This is a genomic window from Pseudoduganella sp. jia 12 (genome assembly GCF_055502675.1).
The window spans coordinates 213,534-236,386 of sequence record NZ_JBUXKP010000010.1 but is presented as its reverse complement, the minus strand read 5'-3'; the positions used below and the strand labels follow the sequence as shown (position 1 = coordinate 236,386).

15 protein-coding genes are annotated in these 22,853 nt (G+C 68.8%); 7 read left to right on the top strand and 8 right to left on the bottom strand.

All coding sequences use genetic code 11. The features are described 5' to 3' along the window. Nucleotides 1-43 precede the first annotated feature (43 nt). On the top strand, nucleotides 44-6,103 hold the full coding sequence (locus ACY65G_RS22085; protein WP_464999445.1) for a DUF3320 domain-containing protein: 6,060 nt from the start codon (nucleotides 44-46) through the stop codon (nucleotides 6,101-6,103). A gap of 13 nt (nucleotides 6,104-6,116) precedes the next feature. On the opposite strand, the gene ACY65G_RS22080 is transcribed toward ACY65G_RS22085, so the two are convergent. The 7 genes from ACY65G_RS22080 to ACY65G_RS22050 all read right to left on the bottom strand — a co-directional run bounded on the left by ACY65G_RS22080 (nucleotide 6,117) and on the right by ACY65G_RS22050 (nucleotide 12,692). Next, nucleotides 6,117-6,371 (bottom strand): hypothetical protein, encoded by a 255-nt coding sequence (locus ACY65G_RS22080; protein ID WP_464999444.1) that lies wholly within the window; start codon nucleotides 6,369-6,371, stop codon nucleotides 6,117-6,119. Nucleotides 6,372-6,385: 14 nt separating this feature from the next. Continuing rightward, nucleotides 6,386-7,168 (bottom strand): DNA/RNA non-specific endonuclease, encoded by a 783-nt coding sequence (locus ACY65G_RS22075; RefSeq protein WP_464999443.1) that lies wholly within the window; start codon nucleotides 7,166-7,168, stop codon nucleotides 6,386-6,388. 156 nt (nucleotides 7,169-7,324) lie between these two features. Beyond that, nucleotides 7,325-7,669 (bottom strand): hypothetical protein, encoded by a 345-nt coding sequence (locus ACY65G_RS22070; protein ID WP_464999442.1) that lies wholly within the window; start codon nucleotides 7,667-7,669, stop codon nucleotides 7,325-7,327. A 76-nt stretch (nucleotides 7,670-7,745) separates the two neighbouring features. After that, a complete protein-coding gene (locus ACY65G_RS22065; protein WP_464999441.1) occupies nucleotides 7,746-8,723 on the bottom strand; it encodes a response regulator in 978 nt (325 codons plus the stop codon). Then, complete coding sequence (locus ACY65G_RS22060; protein WP_464999440.1) at nucleotides 8,720-9,958, bottom strand: response regulator; 1,239 nt, start codon at nucleotides 9,956-9,958, stop codon at nucleotides 8,720-8,722. Before ACY65G_RS22060 ends, ACY65G_RS22065 begins: the two co-directional genes overlap by 4 nt. Further along, on the bottom strand, nucleotides 9,958-11,295 hold the full coding sequence (locus tag ACY65G_RS22055; protein ID WP_464999439.1) for a sensor histidine kinase: 1,338 nt from the start codon (nucleotides 11,293-11,295) through the stop codon (nucleotides 9,958-9,960). The genes ACY65G_RS22060 and ACY65G_RS22055 overlap by 1 nt, the downstream gene beginning before the upstream one ends. Then, nucleotides 11,295-12,692 (bottom strand): SAM-dependent methyltransferase, encoded by a 1,398-nt coding sequence (locus ACY65G_RS22050; protein WP_464999438.1) that lies wholly within the window; start codon nucleotides 12,690-12,692, stop codon nucleotides 11,295-11,297. The genes ACY65G_RS22055 and ACY65G_RS22050 overlap by 1 nt, the downstream gene beginning before the upstream one ends. 228 nt (nucleotides 12,693-12,920) lie before the next feature. Here ACY65G_RS22050 and ACY65G_RS22045 point away from each other — a divergent pair, with 228 nt between their 5' ends. Further along, complete coding sequence (locus ACY65G_RS22045) at nucleotides 12,921-13,991, top strand: flavodoxin family protein (RefSeq protein WP_464999437.1); 1,071 nt, start codon at nucleotides 12,921-12,923, stop codon at nucleotides 13,989-13,991. A 223-nt stretch (nucleotides 13,992-14,214) separates the two neighbouring features. On the opposite strand, the gene ACY65G_RS22040 is transcribed toward ACY65G_RS22045, so the two are convergent. Then, nucleotides 14,215-15,423 (bottom strand): glycosyltransferase, encoded by a 1,209-nt coding sequence (locus ACY65G_RS22040; protein ID WP_464999436.1) that lies wholly within the window; start codon nucleotides 15,421-15,423, stop codon nucleotides 14,215-14,217. A gap of 265 nt (nucleotides 15,424-15,688) precedes the next feature. Here ACY65G_RS22040 and ACY65G_RS22035 point away from each other — a divergent pair, with 265 nt between their 5' ends. From ACY65G_RS22035 to cphA, 5 genes are all read left to right on the top strand, one after another. Next, a complete protein-coding gene (locus ACY65G_RS22035; protein ID WP_464999435.1) occupies nucleotides 15,689-17,125 on the top strand; it encodes an iron-containing redox enzyme family protein in 1,437 nt (478 codons plus the stop codon). Between the two features lie 127 nt (nucleotides 17,126-17,252). Continuing rightward, the gene (locus ACY65G_RS22030) at nucleotides 17,253-18,308 is read left to right on the top strand and encodes a methyltransferase (protein ID WP_464999434.1); all 1,056 of its coding nucleotides are present in this window, start codon (nucleotides 17,253-17,255) and stop codon (nucleotides 18,306-18,308) included. A 43-nt stretch (nucleotides 18,309-18,351) separates the two neighbouring features. Beyond that, entirely contained in the window at nucleotides 18,352-19,248 is an 897-nt protein-coding gene (locus ACY65G_RS22025) for an isoaspartyl peptidase/L-asparaginase (RefSeq protein ID WP_464999433.1), read from the top strand. Next, nucleotides 19,245-20,171: a cyanophycinase gene (locus ACY65G_RS22020; protein WP_464999432.1), complete on the top strand. Its 927-nt coding sequence runs from the start codon at nucleotides 19,245-19,247 to the stop codon at nucleotides 20,169-20,171. Before ACY65G_RS22025 ends, ACY65G_RS22020 begins: the two co-directional genes overlap by 4 nt. Beyond that, entirely contained in the window at nucleotides 20,168-22,813 is a 2,646-nt protein-coding gene (cphA, locus tag ACY65G_RS22015; RefSeq protein ID WP_464999431.1) for a cyanophycin synthetase, read from the top strand. Before ACY65G_RS22020 ends, cphA begins: the two co-directional genes overlap by 4 nt. Nucleotides 22,814-22,853 lie beyond the last annotated feature (40 nt).

Sequence of the window (22,853 nt, the reverse complement as noted above, 5' to 3'; positions counted from 1 at the left end):
CTTCCTGATAACATTGGCAGGATAGCCAGCCCCCACCACGCCAATGACACCAGACCATAACGCCGCTCCCGACCTGCAAGACCAGCCTTTGCCTGCGCTGCCGTTCACCGTCGCCTTCACGGCCGATGCCACCACCGGTTACGCGGCGATGCAGAACGACGTGCCGGCGGTGCGCGCCATCGCGCTGACCAATGGCGGCGCGGCCCCCCTGGCCAATGTCGTGGTATCGATCGACTGCGATCCGCCCTTCGCCGCCGGCGTGCAGCTGCGCTTCGAACGGCTGGAAGCGGGTGAAACCCGCACGATTTCCCCGGTGGACCTGAAGCCCGACCACGCGTGGCTGGCGGGGCTCGACGAAGCCGTGCGCGGCACCGTCGTGGTGGCGGCCCACGCCGACGGGCATGCGCCGTTCGAAGCCCGTCACGGCATCGAAATCCTGGCATACGACCAGTGGGCCGGCACGCGCGCCTTGCCGGAACTGCTGGCGGCGTTCTGCATGCCGAATGCACGCGTCGTCGACCGGCTGGTCGCCGCGGCGGCCGACCTGCTGCGCGCCCCGCAGTGCAGCCCATCCATAGACAACCCATCCATTGGCAGCCCGTCGATGAACGGATACCAGTCGCGCAACCGGGAACGCGTGTGGCAGCAGGTGTCCGCATTGCACGGCGCGGTACTGGCGCAGGACCTGCACTATGCGAATCCGCCGGCCTCGTTCGGCACCGATGGCCAGAAGATCCGCACGCCCGAACGCATCGTCGACACGAAGCTGGCCACCTGCCTCGACCTGGCCATGCTGTTCGCCTCCGTCATGGAGCAGGCCGGCCTGCACCCGGTCGTGCTGCTCAAGGATGGCCATGCGTGGGTGGGCGTATGGCTGGTGGAAACCTGTTTCGCGGGCGCGCTGGTGGACGATGCGCAAACCGTGCGCAAGCGCGTCAAGTCCGGCGAACTGATGGTGTTCGAAACTACCGGCGTGACGGGTGGCCAACGGCAAACGCTGCGCCTGGCGTGCGCCGCCGGCGAGGAGCACCTCGCCGACGAAGCGGCGTTCCTTTGCGCGATCGACATCCGCCGTGCCCGCGAGCTGCATGTCCGTCCCCTGCCCTCCCGTTCGGCCGCAGGCGAGGACGACGTCATGGTGCAGGATGATGCGCCGGCGATCGAGCCGATGCCGCCGCTGCCCCCGCTCGACCCCGCGCTGCTCCCGGCCATGGAACCGGCCGCGGACACGCCGGAAGGCCGCCTCGCACGCTGGAAAAGCCGCCTGCTCGACCTCACGCTGCGCAACCGGCTGCTGAACTTCAAGCCGTCGAAGACGACGCTGCGCGTGGTCTGCCCCGATCCGGGCGCGCTCGAAGACACGCTGGCCGAAGGCAGGGACTTCCGGCTGCGCGCCGCGCCCGTGCTGATGGCGGGCGGCGACCCGCGCGAAGCGCCGGCCTTCACCGCCCGCACCGGGCAGGCGCCGCTCGACGCGCTGGCTGCCGATGCCCTGGGTCGGCACGAGCTGCTCGTCGATGTTCCTGAAGAATCGCTCGACGGCCGCCTGCTGGAAATCTTCCGCGCGGCCGGCACCAGCCTCGAGGAAGGCGGCGCCAACACGCTGTTCCTCGTCTTCGGCCTGCTCGAATGGCGCGAGGAACCGGAGGCGGAAGCGTCGCACCTGGCGCCGATCCTGCTGGTGCCCGTCTCGCTCACGCGCCAGTCCGTGCGCAGCGGCTTCCGGCTGGTGCGGCACGACGACGAAGCGCTCGTCAATCCCACGCTCGTGCAGAAGCTCGCGCAGGACTTCCAGCTGAAGCTGCCGGCCTTCGACGTGCTGCCTGCCGACGACAAGGGCATCGATGTCGCCGGCATCCTGCAGTCGTTCCGGCTGCACGTGGGCGAACTGAAGGGATGGGAAGTGCACGAGCAGGTCCATCTCGGCATCTTCTCGTTCACCAAGTACCTGATGTGGAAGGACTTGCAGGACCGCCACCGCCAGTTGCAGGAAAACCCGGTGGTGGCCCAGCTGGTCGACCATCCGGGCGAGGCCTTCGCCGGCGCCGCGCTGGGCTTCGAACCGCGCACCCTCGATGCCAGCCACCGGCCGGAAGAGCTCTTTGCCCCGTTGCTGTCGGATTCCTCGCAACTGCGCGCGATCTGCGTGGCCGGCAGCGGCACCAACCTCGTCATCGAAGGCCCCCCGGGTACCGGCAAGAGCCAGACGATCACGAACCTCATCGCCCACCTGCTCGCCACCGGCAAGTCGGTACTGTTCGTGTCGGAAAAAATGGCCGCGCTGGAAGTCGTGCACCGCCGCCTGAACGCGATCGGCCTGGGCCCGTTCAGCCTGGAACTGCATTCGTCGAAGGCGAAAAAGGCCGATGTGATCCGGCAGCTCGGCGTCGCGCTGGATGCGGCCGGCACGCGCACCGTGAAGGAGTGGGAGCTCGAAGCGGCCCGCCTGGCTTCGCTGCGGTCGGGACTGAACGATGTCGCCGTGGCGCTGCATCGGGCGCATCCGAACGACCTCACGATCCACGAAGCCATCGGCACGTGCATCGACCATGCCGGCGAGCGCCCCGCCCCGTTCGCGTGGCCCGACCCGGACGCGCACGGGCGCACGGCACTGGAAGCGTGGCGCGAAACGAGCCGCCAGATCGGCGCGCTGGCCAGCCAGCTGGCCACGCTGGCCGGCCACCCGCTGGGTCGCATCGGCACGGCGGCCTGGTCGCCCTCGTGGGAGCAGGATCTGCTGGACAGCGCGACCGGGCTGGCAGCACGGACCGCGGCGCTCGGCACCGCGGCGGCCATGCCCTTGCAATGGCTGGGCGCCGCGCCCGACGGCCTGTCGCTGGCCGATTTCGCCAACCTCGACCGGCTCGCCGAGGCGCTGCTGGCGGCGCCACGCATGCCGGCGGGCGTGGCGCGTGTGGCGCACGACCAGGACGCGCGCACGGCGCTTGCCGCGCTGCGCGAACACGGCCAGGCGCGCAACCGCGCCTGGGAAACGCTTGGGGGCCGCTACACCGACGCCGCTGCGCAACTGTCCGCCGCGGAGCTGCGGCGCGAATGGACCGCCGCGCAGACGGCGTGGTGGCCGAAAAGCTGGTTCGCCCGACGCAAGCTCGTCAAGCGCCTGCAAACGTACCGCGCCGATGCGCAACTGCCGGCCGAAGGCGACATGCCGGCCTTGCTGGACGCGCTGGCCAGGGTCAACGAGGAAGATGCCGCGATCGCGGCGATGTCGGCCGATGCCGGCCCCCTGCTGGGAGCGGATTTCGCCGGCCACCGCACGGACTGGGAAGCCGTCGCGCGCGCCGAGCGCTGGGCGAGGGAGTATGCCGACGCCATCGTCCGGCTCGCCGGCGACGAGCCGGAAACGGCGGTGTCGCTGCGTGCCAGCCTGCTGCCGTACGTGACGGAAAACCGCGCGCTGCTGGCGGCCGGAGCGCCGGCCGGCAACGCCCTGGCCGTGTACCGCGACACCTGGCGCGACTTTTCCGCGCAACTGCGGCAAACGTCCAACCTCGGCGGCAGCGGCGACAACCTGGGCCTCGATCCGGCAGCCGAAGGCGCCGTCGCGCAACTGACGTCGATCCTGGACGGCTGGCAGCGGCACGCGCGCCAGCTGCGGCCCTGGTGCCTGTGGCAAGGCGTGCGCGCCCGGGCCGTGGCGGGCGGCCTGCAGGGCATCGTCGCCGCGCTCGAAGCGGGCACGGTGGCGCTGGAGCGGGTGCCGGACTACTTCGAATACAGCTATCGCAACTGGTGGGTGCGCAAGGCGATCGACCGGGAACCGGTGCTGTGCGCGTTTTCCAGCGCCGACCACGAACGCAGGATCCGCGAGTTCCGGCAAGCCGACGAGCGCTTCCAGCAGCTCACGCAGCAATACGTGGCGGCGGCGCTGGCGGCACGGATCCCGGCGGCGGCCGCGCTGGCCACCGGTTCCGATTCCGAACTGGGCCGGCTGCGCCGCGAACTGCAGAAGCAGCGCCGGCACATGCCGATCCGCCAGCTGATCGCGGGCCTGCCGACGCTGCTGCCGCGCCTGAAGCCCTGCCTGCTGATGTCGCCCCTGTCCGTGGCCCAGTACCTCGATGCCGCCCATGCGCCGTTCGACGTCGTCATCTTCGACGAAGCGTCGCAGATCCCCGTGTGGGATGCGGTGGGCGCGATTGCCCGCGGCCGGCAGCTCGTCTGCGTGGGCGACCCGAAGCAGCTGCCCCCAACGAGCTTCTTCAGCCGTGCCGACGATGGCGAAAGCGGCGACGCGGAAGCCGAGGTGCAGGACCTGGAAAGCATCCTCGACGAATGCCTCGGCATCGGCCTCCCGGAACTGACCCTGAACTGGCACTACCGCAGCCGCCACGAAAGCCTGATCGCATTCAGCAACGCGACGTATTACGGCAACGAACTCGTCACGTTCCCGTCGCCGGTCACGGCGGACACCGCCGTGCGCTTCCAGCACGTGCCGGGCGTGTACGACCGCGGCGGCACGAAGACCAACCGGGCCGAAGCCTTGGCCATCGTGGCCGCCATCGAGCAGCATTACCTGGGCCCGGCGGGCCGCCGGCATACGCTGGGCGTGGTCACGTTCAACAGCGCCCAGCAGGGCCTGATCGAACGCCTGCTCGAGGAACGCCGCCGCGCCAACCCCGCGCTGGACGCCGCCATCGCCCAGCCGGCGCAGGAAGCGCTGTTCATCAAGAACCTTGAAAACGTGCAGGGCGACGAGCGCGACATCATCCTGTTCTCGGTGACCTACGGGCCGGATGCCCAGGGCAAGGTGAGCCTGAACTTCGGCCCGCTGAACCTGGAGGGCGGCCACCGCCGCCTCAACGTGGCGATCTCGCGCGCGCGGCAGGCCGTGGTCATCTACAGCACGCTGCTGCCCGGGCAGATCGACCTGGCGCGCGTGCGCGCCAGCGGCGTGCGCGACTTGCGCCATTACCTGGAGTTCGCGCAGCAGGGCCCGCGCGCGCTGGCTGGCCGCGCAGAGTCGGGCAACGGCGCGGGCAACGGCGGGGGCGGCAGCGACAGCAGCGGCCCGTTCGAGCGCCAGGTTGCCGCCGCGCTGCGCCGGCATGGCTGGACCGTGCATGCGCGGGTGGGCGTGTCCGGCTACCGGGTCGACCTGGGCGTGGTCGACCCGCGCGCGCCGGATCGCTATCTGCTCGGCATCGAGTGCGACGGCCCTTCGTACCATTCCGGGGCCACCGCGCGCGACCGCGACCGGCTGCGCCAGCACGTGCTGCAAGGGCTGGGCTGGCAGCTGTTCCGGATCTGGTCCGCCGACTGGTGGCTCGATCCGGAGGAACCATTGACGCGGCTGCTGGCGCGGCTCGATGCGCTGCTGCAGCAGGAGGTGGTGGAAGAACCCGAACAGGCGCCGGCGCCTGCCGCCGGGGAAACCGTGGCGCCGCCCGCCGATGCGGCGCCGCAACCCGCCGGGCAGGAGCGAGAGCAGGAGCAGGCTCCGGCGCCGCACGATGTGTCGATGCTGTACGTGCCGGTGACGCTGCCGAAAGGCGATGCCGAGCGCTTTTACGAACCGGCCTCGGCCGCCGAGCTGCGCCACCAGCTGCACCGCATCGTCCACGAGGAAGGGCCGCTGGCCCAAGGGGCCCTGTTCCGCCGCGTCACGCGGGCATGGGGCCTGGCGCGCACCGGCTCGCGCATCGAGAAGCACCTGGCGGGCCTGCTGCCCGCGGGCGTGCGCACGACGGTCGAGGATGCAGTCTTCTACTGGCCCGAGCACCGCGACCCGTCCACGTGGGAAGGCTACCGGCTGCCGGGCAGTGAGCCGGACGCGAGACGTGCCATCGACGAGGTGTGCCTGGAGGAGCTCGGCAATATCGTGCTCCACGTGCTGGACGGGCAAGGCGCCACGACGCAGGCAGGTCTGGCCCGCGCCGTGTGCCGGCTGCTGGGCATGGCGCGCGCGGGAGCCGACGCGGAAGCGCGGATCGGCCGGGCGCTGGAGCATGGCCGCCTGGCCGGCCTGGTCGCCGTCCGGGACGGCGTGGTGTCCCTGCATGAAGGGGGGGCGTCCCTCCATGAAGGGGGGGCGTCCCTCCGGGACGGGGTCGTCTCCGGGCAGGACCACCGCCCGGATTGACCGCCACGCGAACTCAGTCGAACGGGTTCGCGACTTTTTTGACATCGGGCGCCGGCAGCGTTGCCGGCAAGTCCTTCTGTTCCTCGAGTTTCGCCACGACGGCGCCCAGCAGCTGGTGCAGCGCCCGCGCATGCTCGAGGCCCTTCTTGTCCATCGTCAGGTCGATGTCGCCATCGATCGTGATCCGGTCCAGCCGGTTCTCGATCGACAGTCCGCCGATCGCCAGCACGTCGGCCTCGTTCGCGTACGGCACGAATTTCTTGCTCATCTGTGGGGTTCCTTTCAGCCCTTGCGTTTCGTGGTCTTCGGCAGCTTCAGCATCACTGTCTTCTGCTGCGCCGACAGCGACGGTACCAGATCGATGCCGATCCTGCGTTCCAGTTGGGCGATGGTCATCGTCTGCGGCTTCGCACCGGACTCGTTGGCCACGAACCAGGCGCCGCCGGCACGCTGGCGCGGGCTGTACACCACCTTGTACAGGTGGCTCGGCACGATCACGTTGCCCACCTTGCGCAAGTCGCTGCCCAGGAATGCGGGGCCGGTGATCACATACAGGTCGCCCTCCTTCTTGACCATCTTGCGCACGGCGCTTTCGATGCCGGCCCACACGTGGCGGTTGTTGTCGGCATCCTGGGGCACCATGTTCGCCAGCGTGAAGCTCTGGTACTGGCTCTTCTCGTCGGGCATGTTGCCACTGGGGGCCATGTGGCCGCGGTCGAAACCGCTACGCGCATAGTCGGCCAGTTCGGCACGCTGCGTCTTCGGCAGCCGCGACTCGGCATGGAACGCGTTATCGCGCGACATGTCCTCGGCTGCCGCGATGCGGCGCGGCGTCAGGTGCTCGGCCGACCACAACGGCGTGCGCGTGACGCCGGAGTGCATGATGCCGAACACGTCATAGCACAGCGGGCGCGTCGCGCGGGCGAGCTTGTCGTTGAGGATGCGCGGGGCCTGGCCTTCCACGTAGTGCTGGGGACAGGCCTCGAAAGCGAACGCGGATGGCGCGAGCGAAGGGAGGAAAATCGCGGCCGCGAGGGCAGCGGCGTACAACGGGCGGATGGACATCGGGGATGGAAGCGGTCAGCAAGAATGCGATGGATGGAAGAAGCGCATTCTAACGGACCGCCATTTGCGCCAGCAAGCGCAAGGGCGCAGTTATTTTCCCCGCCGGCTCAGTGGACCGGCCGGCCGGCGCTGGCCGGGCCGGGCCGGAGTGGTAGCTCAATGCAGCCGGTCCAGCGCCTCCAGCACCCCCTTGCGGTTCTTGTGCTTCACCTCGTAGCTGCGCACCTTGCGGCGCTGCGCGGCCGTCAGTTCGGCCAGCGCGCCCTTAACCTGCGGCACGGTCAGGTGCTCGTAATTGGCGATCGGCACGCTGCGGTCGGGCGACGCGCCGGCGCTGTCCTTCGCTTTCGCGCCCTGCGTTTCGCCGAACTGCTTGCGCTGCTTGTTGACGATGCGCGCCGCCACTTCCTCTTCGCGCCCCTTGTAGCGGCCTTCCTTCTCGAACTGCTTCTCGAGCTTTTCGTATTCGCGTTCCCGTTTTGGGCTGGCACCTCGTGGCATGATGGTCCTCCATGGTCGATGTTTCGGATCATCGTAGCGAAAGCGCGGCAGCCCCGGCGCACGAACGCCGGACGGATCAGAACTGTTCGATCCAGCCAGCCAGTTGCGCCGGCGTGGGGCCGGTCCCGGCCGGCACCAGCCTCGCATGCACGCCTTCCGGCCCGCCGGACAGTTGCAGCGTCCGGCCTTCCCGGCCCAGCCACAGCAGCACCGCCAGCCAGAACGCGTGCAGGTCCGACACTGCGCTGGCGGTCGGCGTTTCGAGGAATTCGGTCAGCCGCGCCGTGTGCACGATGGTGCCGCCTTCGGCCGTGCGGTCGAAGCCATCGCCGAACGCTTCGGCCAGCAGCCCGAACACGTCGCCCGGCATCGCGCCGCCGCCGGCCAGCGCATCGAGCTTCTCCCGCACGATCCGTCCGAAGGCGGCGCTGCGAAACGCTTCGGAGCCGATCAAATCCGAATAGTCCATCAGCAGCCAGTCCGGCTCCGGCGGCGTGAGCCCGGCGCACAGCGCCGCCGACAGATAGGCATCGATCGGCACGGTACCCGCGGTACCGGTCACGCCGGCGCACAGCGCATACAGCGTGCCGATGCGGTTGGCGACGGCCTGCTTTTGCCGGATGAGCAGCTTTTCCCGCAGCAGCTGCGCATGCTCCCGGCGCAGCCGGGCCAGCTCGACCGCCTGCTTCATTTCCATGCGCAGCGCGGCGATGTCCCATGGCTTCTGGATATAGCGGTAGATCTGCCCCTGGTTGACCGCTTCCACCGTGTGCCCGATTTCCGAGTAGGCGGTGGTCAGGATGCGCACGATGTGCGGATAGCGATCCCATGCGTAGAACAGCAGCTCGTTGCCGTACGCGCCGGGCATCCGCTGGTCGGACACCAGCACGGAAATGGTGTCGGCATGCCGGTCCAGCACGCGCTTGCCTTCCTCGACCGATTCCGCCGTCAGCACGGTGGCTTGCGTGGCAAGCGCACGCTGGAAATATTTCAGGGCCGTCGGTTCGTCGTCGACGTAGAGGATGGCTGGCAATGGTTTGGCAGCGTCGGTCATGCTTGTTCCTTTTGTGTTTCTGGAAAATTCATCGTGGCGGTCGTTCCCCGCTGGCCGGACGGATCGCCCGGCAGCCCCGCTTTCGAGTGCACGCGCAGGTGCCCGCCGAACGACTGCATCACGCGGTTGCAGAAGATCAGGCCCCAGCCGCTGCCTTCGCCGCCCTGCATGGGCACGGGGTCGAGCAGCAGGCGGTGCAGGATCGCAGGCGGGATGCCGGGACCGTTGTCCTCGACGGCGATCGCCGGGCGCCCTGCCGGCCCCACTGTCACCCGCAGCCGCGGTGCCGGCTGGCCGCGCAGCGCCTGCAACGCATTGGCAAGCAGGGACGACAATACCAGCGCCACGCAGTTGGGCGACGCGCGAATCGAGAAATCGCACTGCACATCGACCGAGATCGCCGCCCGCTCGTCATCGCCCATCGGATAGGAAGCCAGCAGCGCCGCCACCATGCGCCCGGCGCCTGCGCCGGCCACGCGGGCCGCGGGCGCCGGCGACGCCCGCTTGACGGTCTCGACGAACGAGTCGAGCACCGACCGGCAATACCGCACATTGTCGCTCATGTGGGCCGCCGCGTTGCCGATCCGTGCGTTCAGGGACAAGGCCAGGGGGTTCGGCGAGCACTGCCCGTCGCCGGGGTGGCGGTGCCCGCCTGCAGGCGGATACGCCTCATCGTGCTCTGATTGGTCGGTGCCGTCAGCATTCGCATCCCTGGCGTACTGCGCCAGCGTGCGGGCGAAACCGGCGATGGAAACGAGCGGCGCCTCCAGCTCCCGGGACAGGAACGCGACCGTTTCCTCGACGGCCATCAGCCCGTGGTCGCGCATGGCGCGGTCGCACGCGCGCCGCGCCGCTTCGCCGCAGGCCTGGCGCAGCACGTCGCGCAGGGCATCCTGCCGGACCGGTTTCTCCAGCACGCGGAACACATCGCCGCCGTTGACCGTTTCCAGCAGCACCTCCTTGTCCGCGTAAGCCGTGACGAGGATGCGCACCAGGCCCGGCCAGCCCCGCTCCACCTCGCGCAGCAGCTCGCCGCCGGGCTTGCCCGGCATCCGGTAGTCGGTTACCAGCACATCCACGTCGTGGCCGCCGAGCAGCTCGAGCGCCGCGTCCACCCCGGACGCGGTAAGGACGCGATACTCGTTGCCGAACGCGCGGCCGAAATACTTGCGGGCCAGGTCTTCATCGTCCACGTACAGCACGGTGGGCGTCACGTTCTCTGCGCTCTGTGCCATCAATGCTCCTCGCCCGCCCGCGGCAGGTCGAATGAAAATCGGGTCCACTCGCCCGGCTTGCTTTCCGCCGTCAAGTGGCCGCCATGCCGCTCGATCACCCCGTAGCAGATCGACAGCCCGAGCCCCAGGCCCTGCCCCACTTCGCGCGTGGTGAAGAACGGCTCGAACACGCGGCGCAGGTTTTCCGGCGCAATGCCCGGTCCGTTATCGCAGACGGCGACAAACAGCCGTTCGCCTTCCTCGCGGGTGGCGATCAGGATTTCCGGCGCGGGCGTGGCGCTCTTGCGCAGCGCCAGCGCGGCATTGCTGAGCAGGTTGATCAGCACGCCCACGATGGCCGCCTCGTCGCCGCGCACCAGCGTTTCGCCGGCAATGTCGCGCCGGATCGCGATGCCTTTGGTTTCATGGCCGACCAGCCGCACGGCCGCATCGAGCGCCCGGTCGAGCAGGAACGCGCTGCCGTCCACATGCTCGCTGCGGTAGGCGAACGTCTTCAGGTCGGACACGATGTATTGCACGCGCTGCATGCCCTGCCGGGCATCCTCCAGGCATTCGAGCAGCATCGGGCTGCCTTTCGCGGCCGGTTCCTCCAGCGCCACCTCGATCGCCATCATGCAGAAATTGACCGGGTTGTTCACCTCGTGCAGCAGGCCGGCGGACAGCGTGCCGAGCGCGGCCATTTTTTCCTGCTGCAGCATCTGCCCCTTGATCTCGGCCAGGCTGCGGTTCGTGCGTTCCAGCTCGTCATTCTTTTGCGCCAGCTCGTCCTTCAGTTCGAACAGCTGCCGCCGGCCGCGCTCGTTGTAGAACGTGTAGACGGTGCTGGCCGCCACCGCGAAAAGCACGATGGTGGAGTGGAACAGGAACTGCGGATGGTCGGTCACGCCGCCCGGCCGCGTCACGCAGGCAACCCAGTACGCCGTCAGCGTCAGCAAGCCGTAGGCCAGCGTATACATGTAGCCGACCGGGAACAGCGTGCCGACCGCGAACAGGGTCAGGATGATGCCCGCATAGAACAGCGAAGCCTCGCCCTGTGTCACATGGATCATCCACGCGATCATCAGTTGCGGGAACGTCAGCCAGGCAAACGTCACCGCGTGCACGTGCCGCTTGCCGAGCGGGGTGTACAGCACCCCGAGCCCGGCCAGCACGGCGATGCTGGTCATGAGGCGAACCATGGCGAAGCGCGCCATGTGTTCCGGGTACACGGCGAGATCGAGCACGAAGCCCAGCAGCACGAGCACGATGACCGTCACGGCGCAGGCCCGGCTCTGCATCAGGTGGAATCCCGACAGCTCCCTGGCATAGCCGTCGCGCACCGGCGTGGCGGCGCCCATCACGGCTCGACCGTCATGTCGGCGAACACGTTCACCCCGGTGGGATCCGTGTACACGCGGGTTTCGCCGCGGCGCGCCGGCAGGAGCGCCCGCATCCCCGCCTCGTCGCGGTAGATCAGGTACCACTCCAGAATGTGCTCCATGCTGAACCGCTCCGGATTCGCACTGTGCACGTTGGTGACGAGCAGGCTGCCGCCCGCACGCGCGCGCGTGGCGAAATAATGGGTCAGCCGCGCGCACACCTTGCCGGACAGGTAGTCGAACAGGCCCGCACAGTACACGGCATCGAATTCGCCACGGCCCGCACCCTCCGTTTCGCGTCGCTTGAGCAGCTGGTGCACGGAATCCTGCACGAAGCCGACCGCCGTGCGGCGGCCCGTGGCGCGCTGCACGGCTTCCAGGCGCTGGCGGGTCCAGTCCAGCGTTTCGCCCGAAAAGTCCACCAGCTCGAACGACAGCAGCTCCGGCTGGTCGCATTGCTGCAGGAAGCGGGCCACTTCCTCGGCCGGCCCGCAGCCCACGTTCAGCACACGGAACGAACGGCCGGCGGCGCGCGCCTGCTGCGCCAGCCCCATCAGGAATTGCACGAGGATGTCGATGCGGTGCCGGTGCGCCGCGGCCACGGCGGTCTGCAGGAAGGCGGCGTTGACGACCTGGAAGTAGGTGCTCGGCCCCTGGCGCGGATCGCCGAGGATCTGGTTGACCATCTGGTAGTCGCCCGCGTAGCCCAGCGGCTTGGTGTAGGTGCGGAACACGAACGGTGCGCGCAGGATCAGCGGGTGCAGCGCGGTCTGCGCGAAGGCGCGGTGCGCCGGTGCCTCCTCCTCGTCGACCAGCGAAGCCTCGTGATTGAACTGGTCGAAGCACGTCTTCATCCTGGCCATCAGCGGCAGCGCCAGTTCGAGGAAATACTCGGCCGGCAGCCGCGCCGTTGCCTGGCCTCCGGGCTCGGCGTCGGCCAGGTCCAGCTGTTCCAGCCAGCGCGACGCATCGGCCAGGAACGCCCGGGTTTCGTTGACGACGATCTGGTAGTCGCGCCGGATGCGGAAACGCTCGCTCCACCCGTTCACGAACGCCTGCGCCTTCTGCCCGATGACGCCGGGCGCCAGGACCACTTCGGTCAGCTCGCGCCATTCGTCCGTCAGGCTGGTCGACACGATCGCCGTCAGGCCCGTGTTGACCATGCTGATGACGACGGCCTTGCCCACATACGCCTCGCGCGCGCCCATCCTTACCGTCAGCTCGCTCAGCACCTCGCTGACCTGGACGATGGACCACGGATTGTAGACTTCCATGACGAGCGAGCGGCGCTGCACGTTGACGATGGTGGCGCGCACCGCTTCGCCCTGCGCATTGAGGAAGCTGACGACGGGATCGATCTGCGTTGGCGAGTACACGGATGGGCTTTTCCTGGCGGTATTACGGCCGAGTGTACCTTGATGCAGATCACCCTGCAATGAAGGCCCTGCCTCTCGCTGCCGCCCATGAAACTCCCGTGCCGAAAGCCGCGACGCCCTGTCGGCGGGTGGCGAAACGCTGGCTGTTCGCCTGTCCAGGACGGTACGGCAGCGTACAGATTCGCAAGCTCCACGGTGCCACAGTGAAGGGAGCCATTGGAGGAGATCATGACGCAGGTACGCAAGGGCCAGGCGCCCGACAAGCTCGATCGCGAGCAATTCCATCGCAAGTTCGTGCAATCGTTCCAGGACCCGCGCTTCGAGCCGCTGCGCGACGACATCGCCAGGCTCGAGGAAGTCGCCTGGACCAACTACCGCGACAGCCGCAAGGCGCCCATCACCGTGAAGGCCGGCCCCGGCTTTGCCGATCCCGGCTACGACCTGGCTGTCGAGTGGAAGGCGGCACACGACGCACTGCTGGCCGCCGAGCGCCGCCAGAAGGATCCGGCCACGCCGTCGCGCGTGCTGGTGGTCTGTGGCGCCTCGCGCAACGACGGCACGTGCCCCGGCGAGATGTCCAAGACGTACCGCATGGTCGAATGGGCCCGCACGGCGCTGGAGACGGAAGGGATCGAGGCCGACGTGCTCGACCTGTCGCTCGTCACATCCACCTACAGCCATCACATCCATCCATGCAAGGGATGCGTGTCGACCGCCATGCCGCTGTGCCACTGGCCGTGCAGCTGCTATCCGAACCACAGCCTGAACCAGGTGAACGACTGGATGAACGAGATCTACGAGCGCTGGGTGCTGGCGCACGGCGTCATCCTCGTGGCTCCCACGTACTGGTACCAGTCGCCATCGCCGCTGAAGCTGATGATCGACCGGCTCGTGTGCGCCGATGGCGGCAATCCCGATCCCACCCGCACGCACGGCAAGGACGCGGCGCAGGCCAAGGAGATCGAACTGCAAGGCTGGGATTACCCGAAGCACCTGGCCGGCCGCGCCTACGGCCTGGTCGTCCATGGCGACGTGGCGGGCGTGGAAAGCCAGCGCCGCAACCTGGCCGACTGGCTCGACTGGATGGGCCTGATCGCCGCCGGCCGCCAGGGCGTGCTGGATCGCTACATCGGCTATTACGAATCCTATGCGGAAAGCCACGAAACGCTGGACCGCGACGAAGCGCTGCAGGAGGAAGTGCGCAACTGCGCGCGCGCCGTGGCCGAAGCGGTGCGGCAGATCCGCGCCGGCAAACTCGTGCCGCCGGATGCGCGGCTGCGGCAGCCGCGGCCGAAGTAAGCAGGAAAGCAAGCAAGCCGCATCGTTGGAAAGTTGCCCTGAAAATGGGGACGCGAGGAATGCTGGCTTGCTGACCAGCGTCGCTACGCCGACAAGGCGCCATGCTCGTCGAAGATGTTGCCCTGCATGGCAACATCGTTCTGCAGCCGCGGAGCATGCTCCGCGAAACCCCTGTGTCACCCTCGGCTATTCCATTTTCCCGGCAACGTTCTTGCAGCCGGCGTCAACGCCTCACGGAGGCCATCTGCCGCTCGAACGCATCGACCACCCGCTCGGCCCGCTCCAGCGCGGTACGGTCGCCGCGCCGGTGCGCGAACGCGGCGGCGGCACCACGGAACTGGCCGCTGTCCAGCATCAGCCGCACGGGGGCGCGCAAGTCGCCGTCTGGCCCGAACCGGGCACCGTTGACGCCGCCACCCCAGCTTTCCACCCGCCGCGCCATCAGGAATTGCTTCAGTTGCATCGGCAGCATCAGCACGGGCACGCCGCAGGCGAGCGCCTGTCCCACGGTCCCTTCACCCGCATGGCACACGCACAGCGCGGCACCGTGCAGGGCCGCTTCCAATGCCACCGGCTGGGCCGCATACACGATATGCGGCGAGCTGAGCGGAGCCGCGCGGCCCGCCGCCACTTCGGGCACGTGGCACAGCACGCGGCAGCCCTCGTCGACGAGTGCCTGGAGCACGGCGGCGTGATGCCCGTGCTCGTGCCGCAGGTAGGCGAACACGCGCGGCCCGCTTCCCTGGGGCCAGACGGGTGTCGCGGTGCCCCACGGCATGTCGACGGGCCCCAGCCATTCGGCCTCGGTTGCCGCACGGCCATAGTGATCGAATTCCGGCCACGTGCACAGCTGTGGCGCGTCGCCCAGCAGCAGGCGTGCGGCGTGCAGCAGTGCCGGTGCGCCGTGCATCTCGAGCACGGCATTGGCCACGTTCAGCACATGTGCTTCGGCGCGGGCGAGGCGCCGGGGCGCCACGCCGTCCCAATCGCGCAGGCACGGCAGCGGACGGTCGGGCGGCGGGCTGGAGAAACCGATGCCCACCGAACCTGTTGGCAGGTGCAGCGTGCGCGCGGCGAGCAGCGCCGTCGGCGCATGATCGGCCACGACGAGATCCGGCGCCGCGGCGTCGAACAGCGCGCGCCAGCCGGCCACCAGGCCTGCCAGGCCCGGCACCTCGAGGTAACCCTCGGCGAGCAAAATTTCGGCAAGGCTGGCGGGATTGGCCGGCAAACCCTGCGCGCGCTGCAGCCATACGGGCGCCTGGTAGCGCGGCACCGGCAAGTCGGCCAGTACGGGCTGCGTGCCGCCCAGGTCGCGCAACGCGAAGCTGACGCGATGGCCGCGCGCCAGCAGCACGCGGGCCAGCATTTTCAGCCGGCCCGCATGTCCCAGACCACCGCCCAGTTCCCAGGCCAGATAGATGTGTGCCATGTGATCGAAAGTCTAGACGCGGCCGGCGCCGATGCCAAGGAGGACGTGTGACCGAAAGTACATTATTCGCAGCAGTGTGCTGATCAATATTCCGACTGCTGTAATCCCTCTCTTACACGGGCACGGGATGCCTGCTGCTACTCAGCCCGGCAATGGCACAGCATACTCGTTATACAGATGACAACGGTATTAACAAGATTCAATGCGCGTAATCAACGCGCAGCCCTGAAACCCCAACACGGCCTGCCAGGATCAAGAGACAAGAATGCCCATTACCGCCCTCGCCCAACGCCCAGAATCGGCCATCGATACGAGCGATGCCAAGGCCGTCTACCATGCCCTGTATGACGATGCCAATCCCGCACTCGCGGCCGCGTACCTCGAAGCGCGGCTGAACGAAGCGGAAAGCCTGCCGTGCGACTTGCCGGCCACCATCGACGAAATGGCGGAGTGGATCACGCGCCACACCGATGCCGTGGGCACCGAGTACCGTGCCTACCTGGCAGCCCGCAAGAATGGCGCGCCGCGCCGCTTCTTCAAGACCCGCTCGCAGGCCCTGTACTTCATCAAGGCCGTCGCCCCGACCAAGCTCGTCGATGGCGCATGGCTGTATGGCGTGCTCGACAGGTGGCAAGACCCGGATTACCAGCCGCTCATCCGCATCTACCTGGAAGAGCTGGGTAACGGCGTGCCGGACAAGAACCATGTCACCATCTACCGCAAGCTGCTCGAGCAGCATGGTTGCGAACACTGGCAAGGCCTGCCCGAGCGGCATTTCGTGCAGGGCGCGATCCAGCTGGCGCTGGCCGCCGGTGCGGACGACTTCCTGCCCGAACTGGTCGGCTACAACCTCGGCTACGAACAATTGCCGCTGCACCTGCTGATCACGTCGTATGAACTGAACGAGCTGGGCATCGACCCGTATTATTTCACGCTGCATGTCACCGTCGACAACGCCGATACGGGCCATGCCCATACGGCACTCGAAGCGCTCAAGCGCCTCGTGCCGCGTGTCGGCGACAGCGCCGCGTTCCTGCGGCGCGTCGCCGCCGGCTTCCGCCTGAACGACCTGGGGATCGGCACCGTCGAGTCCATCGCCTCGTTCGACCTGGAACGCGAAACGGCCACGATGCTGGCGGCCAAGGCCGTCGTCGGCAAGAACATGCACTCCGATTACTGCCGCGTTGCCGGCCGCACCATCAACGACTGGCTCGCCGACCCGGCGCAGATTCCGCAATTCCTCGAAAAGCTCGAGCAGCAAGGCTGGATCCGGCGCGGCGAGCCCGCCGAAAACAGCCGCTTCTGGAAGCTGATCCACGGCGAGCGCGCCGAGATGTTCGGTGTATTCAGCCCCTATGAACAGCAGTTGCTGGAAGACTGGATCGCCACACCGCGCGACGGCACGGATCCGGCGATCCCCCGCGTGCCCAGTTACCGGGCATTGCGTCGGAGCATCGATACGCTCGAATCCGCGCCCGCCCGCAACAATGCGCCGCGCGGCGTGATCCGTCACGCCTTCCCTGCGGACGAACATGCGTGGCAAAGCATCGGCTGCGAACTGCGCCTGCTGGAAGCCCAGCTGGCCGCCACCGCCAGCAAGGACGAGGCCATGGCGCTGCTGATCGGCCTGATGGCCCCCAACCAGCACCACGTTTCCGCCGGGTTGATGGCCACACGCGTGTTCAACCGGCTGTATCAATGACGGGGCGACCATGATCCGGCGGCGGTAAGGCAAGTATGGAGCGCTGCCGGATCCGCGGGAAACGGTAGCGCGACCACTGCGACGGCGTCACACGATTACAACGATCACAACCAGACAAGGGGATACGATGATGAACGCCACCGCCACCGCGGGCCTGGCCGGCCCGGGGGCCACAGCCACGGCTGCCACCGATCGTCCAGGCCAGGAAACGGCTCCATGCGGCGCGCGCGCGCAGCCATTGCCGGATGCGGCCGCGCTGCATGAGCTGGGCCGCGCGCTGCGCGCCGCCGGCTATCGCTTCACCACGGTCACGCCCGCCACCCATAGCCGCGTGAAGGGCCGCAGCGACCACGTGTGGGCACGCGACCTGGCCGACATCTTCGGCTGGAGCCGGCCATTTCGCGCCGAGGCCCTGTCCCCCGAACTGCTGGCGCTGATGCTGCGCGCCGGTGTCGCCCAGCCGCACCGTGACGGCTGGCGCTCGACCCTGCGCGCCTCCACGCTGGACGGCGAGCTGTACTTCCATTCCGCCTACCCGACCAGCGAACCCGACGCCGTGTTCTTCGGGCCGGACACCTACCGCTTCGCGCGCGCGTTGCGCAGCGAACTGGCCGTGATCGCCGCCACCGGCCGCCCGGTCCGGCGCGCCGCCGACGTGGGCGCCGGCGGGGGCCCGGGCGCGCTGACGGTCGCACGCCGCTTCCCCGGCGCCGAGGTGCTGGCGCTGGACATCAACGCCCGCGCCATGCACGTGTGCCGCGTGAACGCGCAACTCGCCGGGCTTGACAACGTCGCGGTCCGCCATAGCAACCTGCTGCAGGACGTGCCGGGCGAGTTCGACCTGATCGTTTCGAATCCGCCCTACCTGCTGGACAAATCCGAGCGCGCCTACCGGCACGGCGGCGGCGAGCTCGGCGCGGGCCTGTCGCTGGCGCTGACGAAACAGGCGCTGGGCCGGCTGGCGCCGGGCGGCAGCCTGCTGCTGTACACCGGCGTGGTCATGCTCCACAACGACGATCCCTTCCTGCGCCGCATCGAACCGCTGCTGGCGCAGGCCGGCATGAACTGGCACTACGAGGAAATCGATCCGGACGTCTTCGGCGAAGAACTCGACACGCCCGCCTATGCCGAGGCGGACCGCATCGCGGCCGTCTGGCTCAAGGCATCGAAACCCCTGCACTGACCCCGTATCGATCCCGCATCGATCGTTTGATCGGAAAGACCACATGACCCAGGATTTGCAAGCGACCGTCGTGACGCACGGCGGCGCAGGAGGCAGCCGCGACCAGGATGACGGCTGCCGGTTTGCCGCCCGCGCGGGCCTCGACCGCCTGTCCGGCGGCGGCAGCGCACTCGATGGCGCCGTCGCCGCCGTCGTCGCCCTCGAAGACGACGGCCGCTACAACGCCGGCAGCGGCTCGGTGCTGTGTCTCGATGGCAGCACCATCGAGATGGACGCGTCCGTGATGGATTCCCAGGGCGCGCTGGGCGCCGTCGCGTGCATCCAGCGCGTGAAGAACCCCGTGCTGGTGGCGCAGGCCGTGACGCGCACGCCGCACTGGCTGCTGGCCGGCGAAGGCGCCGAACGCTTCGCACGCACGGCCGGCTTCGCGATCCACCACGCGATCAGCGAACGCCAGCGCGCCAAGCACGAACGCCTGATGGCCACGCTGGGCGGCGGGGAACCGGCCACGCCGGGTGTCGCGAACCGCGCATTCAAGGATTACTGGAACTACGACACCCCGCCCGAATTCACGCCATGCGACACGGTCGGCGCCGTGGTGCGCGATGCGGCCGGCAACTTCGCCGTCGCCAGCTCCACCGGCGGCTCGGCGCCGTCGCTGCTGGGCCGTGTCGGCGATACGCCGATCATCGGCAGCGGCTTCTATGCCGGCGCCGATGGCGCGGTGGCCGTCACCGGCATCGGCGAACACATCGTGCGCCACCTGCTGGCCCACACCGTCTATGCCTGGATCGCCGGCGGCATGCCGGTCGACGAGGCGGTGCGCCGTGGCGTCGAACTGCTGCCCCAGGAAATCGACGTGGGCGTCATCGCGGTCGATCGGCGCGAGGCGGCCATGCACAGCAACCGTGAAATGCCCTGCGCGCAGGAGTGTGCATGAGCGGACAGACCAGCAAGCAGACGGGCGAACACTTCGACCGCAGCCAGCATGGCCACCTCGTCATCGTCGGCGGCCATGAAGACCGTGAAAACAGCAAGGAAATCCTGTCGCGCTTCGTGCAGCTGTGCGGCGGCACGCAGGGCACGATCGCCGTCATCACGGCCGCCAGCCGCGTGCCCGACGAGATGTGGCGGCGCTACGATACCGTGTTCCGCGAGATCGGCGTGCGCGACGTGATCCGCGTCGACCTGCCGGACCGCGCCACCGCCAACGATCCCGACCTGGCCGCCCGCGTGCGCCAGTGCGACGGCATCTGGATGACGGGTGGCGACCAGAAGCGCCTGCTCGCGATGATCGGCGGCACGCTGCTGGACGAGGCGATGCACGGCGCGCTGAAGGAATCCGGCGCATGCATCGGCGGCACCAGCGCCGGCGCGTCAGCCATGTGCGGCCACATGCTGGCCGACGGCAAGGCCGATCTGCTGCCGGAGAAAGGCTCCGTGAGCCTGGGCGCGGGCCTTGGTTTCGTGCAGCGGGTCGTCATCGACCAGCATTTCAGCGAGCGGCACAGGCTGGCGCGGCTGCTCACGATCGTCGCGCAGAATCCCTACCTGCTGGGTATCGGCATCGACGAGGACACGGCGCTGGTGGTCGAGCGCGGCGTGGGCATCGAGGTGATCGGCGCCGGCAGCGTGACGGTCGTCGACGGCCGCACGATGATCTCGAACGTGGCCGACATCTCCACCGGCGGCACGCCGCAACTGATCGACGTGCGCCTGCACCTGCTGCCCCCCGGCAGCAGCTTCGCGCTGCCGGGGGAGATCAACCACCCGCACCAGCTGCCGCCGGACGCCACGCGCGACACGCCGGCCGCGCTCACCGACTTCATCCGCACTGTCACGAAGAGGAATCCCCTGTCATGAACATCCTGGACCAGCGCGTGCTGCGCGGCCCCAACCTGTATGCCGCACGGCCTTGCCTGCTGACAGTGCTGGATCTGCAAGACCTGCATGGCGTCGCCTCGCGCGACGTACCCGGCTTCACCGACGCGCTGCTGGCCATGATGCCCAGCCTGATGGCGCACCGCTGCTCGCCCGGCCACTACGGCGGCTTCGCCGAGCGGCTGCGCGACGGCACCTACATGGGACACATCATCGAACACCTGGCGCTGGAACTGCAATGCCTGGCCGGCACGCCGGCGGGCTTCGGCCGCACCCGCCGGGTGCGCGGCCAGCCCGGCGTGTACCGCATCGTGTGCGCCTACAAGGTCGAAGAAGTGGCGCTCGAGGCATTCGACCTGGCGCTGGCGATCGTGGGTGCGCTGGCGAAGGGCCAGCCGTTCCCGCTCGAAGCACCGCTGGCGGCACTGCGCGCCACGGCCGAACGCAATGCCGTGGGCACCAGCACGGCAGCGATCCTGAAGGCGGCGCGGCGCCGGCGGATTCCCTATTTCCGCGTCACGGAAGCCGCCAACCTGTTCCAGCTGGGCTGGGGCAGCCGCCAGAAACGGCTGCAGGCCACGATGACGGGCGACGCCGGCAACATCGCCTGCCGCATCGCCAGCGACAAGCAGCTGACGAAGGCGTTGCTGAAGGAGGCCGGCGTGCCGGTGCCCGGCGGCACGGTCGTGGCCAGCGCCGAGGAGGCGTTGCGCGCGGCGCGCAAGCTGCGCGGCACGGTGACCGTGAAGCCGCTCGATGCCAACCAGGGCAAGGGCGTGACGACCCAGTGCAACACGCCGGACGAAGTAGCGGCCGCCTTCGAGGCGGCGCGAAAGTTCTCGCGCAGCGTGATCGTGGAACGCTTCATCGAAGGCCATGACTACCGCGTGCTCGTCACCGGCGACAGGGTCGCCGCCGCTTCGCTGCGGCGCCCGCCATGCGTCACCGGCGACGGCCACCGCACGGTGCGCGAGCTGGTCGACATCGAGAACCGCAATCCGGCGCGCGGCAAGGGTCACGCCAATATCCTGACGCAGATCCCGCTCGATGGGCATGCGCTGCAGGCGCTGGCAAAACAGGGCTACGGCTTCGACAGCGTGCCGCCCGTGGGCGTGCCCGTCCTGCTGCGAGGCAATGCCAACCTGTCCACCGGCGGCACCGCCGAGGACGTAACGGACCTGCTGCCCGACGACACGCGCGCCGCCTGCGTGCGCGCCGCCCGCAAGATCGGGCTCGACGTGGCCGGCATCGACCTGGTCTGCCGCGACATCGCCCGGCCGCTCGCCGAGCAGGACGGCGCGATCATCGAAGTGAACGCGGCGCCGGGCATCCGCATGCACCAGTATCCGGCGGCCGGCACGCCGCGCGATGCCGGCGACGCGATCGTCGAGGCGATGTACGGCGGCGACAATGGCCGCATTCCCGTCATTGCGATCACCGGCACGAACGGCAAGACCACGACCACGCTGATGGCGGCGCACTGCGTGCGCGCGGCCGGCCTGCGCACGGGCGTGACGACGACGGAGGGCGTGTACATCGACGGCCGCCGCATCGTCAGCGGCGACTGCAGCGGCTACTGGTCGGCGCGCACCGTGCTGACCGACCCCACCGTGGATTTCGCCGTGCTGGAAACGGCGCGCGGCGGCATCCTCAAGCGCGGCCTGGCATTCGACCGCTGCGACGTGGCCGTGGTGCTGAACATCAGCGCCGACCACCTGGGCCTGGACGGCGTGAACACGGTGGAAGAGCTGGCGCGCGTGAAGGGGGTCGTCGCCAGCGCCGCGTCGCGCTGCGTGGTGCTCAATGCCGAAGACCGCCACTGCGTGCGCATGGCGGCCCGGCTGGCCGACAAGGTCGAGATACTGTTCTTCGCACTGGATCCGGACAATCCCGTGCTGCTGAAGCACCTGCACAACGGCGGCCGCGGCGCCTACCTGGAAGGCGGCGAACTGGTGATCGCGGACGGCACGCGCCACCTGGTGCTGCTGCGCGCGGAAGACATGCCGTCCACGCTCGGCGGCCATGCCCGCTACAACATCGCCAACGGGCTCGCCGCGGCGGCGGCGCTGCTGGCATCCGGCTTCGATCCCGAGCAGATCGCCTCCGGGCTGGCCAGCTTCGTGTCGGATGGGCGCACCAATCCGCTGCGCAGCAACGTGTTCGACGTGCATGGCGTCACCGTCGTCGTCGATTATGCGCACAACCCCGCCGCCTATGCCGCGCTGTCGGGCATGGCGCGGGGCCTGTCCAAGGGGCGCGTGGTCGGCGTGGTCACCGCGCCGGGCGACCGCCGCGACCAGGACCTGGAAGCCGTCGGGGAAACGTGCGCGCGCGGCTTCGACGAGATCGTCGTCTACGAATCGAACAACCGCGGCCGCCCTGCCGGCGACTGCGTGGGACTGATGCGCCGCGGGGCGGATGCCGCCGGCAAGCCGGAAGGCGCCGTCCACAGCCGGCTGGACGGCCAAGAAGCGCTGCGCCACGGCCTGTCGCTGTGCCAGCCGGGCGACGTGATGGTGTTCGCCTGCGGCTCGTCGCTCAACGAGGTCGTCGAGGCGCTGCGGGAAAGCGATCCCGCCAGCGCGCAGCGGATCGCCGAGCAGGCGGCACTTCTGGTAGCCTGATATCGCATGGTGTCGGACACTATTTCCGGACGCTTTTTCC